Here is a 974-nt window from a genome sequence, read left to right on the forward strand (position 1 = left end):
TTCTTGTATCTCCATTAGCGAAAACAGGTGCATGATACATCTTTCCACAGGCCTTTGCATAAGCAATCTGAGTGGACTCTTCATCCAAAGCCTCCCAGCGAGCTTTTACACGCATCTCCTGCACCGCTTCATAAGCTAACTTCTGTACGTGAAAGCGATCGGTAACACGTTTGGCCGCAGGAAAGCAGATGCGGGCAATCTGCTCCATGTTAGGAGCCATATCCAAAGTAATCTCGCGCACTTGGTAACGGCGGAGACGGGATAGCTTAAGCAGGACAGAAGTGACCGTATGAACGTCCGTACCTTTAATGATAGCAATCATACTACCTTTACCACCGTGAGCTTCTTTATTGATCAGTACAGTATAGAGTTCTCCACGCGAGAGGGCTACCTCATCAATACAGATATAAGCACCGATATTCTTTTCGAATAGTAGCCAATCCTCTGCATGAACAAGTTGGTCCCAATGGAGATAACCACTTAGATGGTTACGGTATTGACGCTCCAATAAATCTCCGTCAACTCCATATAAAACACCTAAGAGCTTACAACTGATCGGATAGCTATCAATATAGTTCTTTTAAAAAAGACGCAAAATCTTGCGTCATACGAGTACCTTCAGCCACCATACGCCAGTTACGAGAGATATACTCATTATGCTTCTTTAAGATCCAGCGACGACGACGAATATTAAGGAAGACCTTCTTGCCACGAAGAGGAAAATCCTGAACAATAACAGGATCATAAAAGCCTTTACTCTCAGTATCCTGATCTGTATACTTCTCAGGAACGATATTTTTTTCCTCAAGGTAGATCACAACTTCATTTACGCTTTCCTTCACATCAACAAGAGCAAAGTACTCTAAAGTGCCTTCAGGAAGAAGAAGGCGATAACCGTTTAACTCCATAAGCTATGAATTTGGAGACAAAGATAATAATTTATAAATTTACCCCTCAGGTTTTTACATTGACCC

At 42.2% G+C, this 974-nt stretch carries 2 protein-coding genes; both read right to left on the reverse strand.

What is annotated here, in order from left to right; translation table 11 throughout:
* Positions 1–508 (reverse strand): transposase (locus DXD65_RS20880; protein WP_147350697.1); only part of this gene is annotated, 508 nt, incomplete at its 3' end.
* Between the two features lie 58 nt (positions 509–566).
* Positions 567–908 carry a hypothetical protein gene (locus tag DXD65_RS20885; RefSeq protein WP_008666166.1) on the reverse strand — a complete coding sequence of 114 codons (342 nt, stop codon included), beginning with the start codon at positions 906–908 and terminating at the stop codon, positions 567–569.
* Positions 909–974 lie beyond the last annotated feature (66 nt).

It is taken from the genome of Bacteroides sp. 4_1_36 (genome assembly GCF_003466325.1).
In the GTDB taxonomy this organism is placed as follows: domain Bacteria; phylum Bacteroidota; class Bacteroidia; order Bacteroidales; family Bacteroidaceae; genus Bacteroides; species Bacteroides uniformis.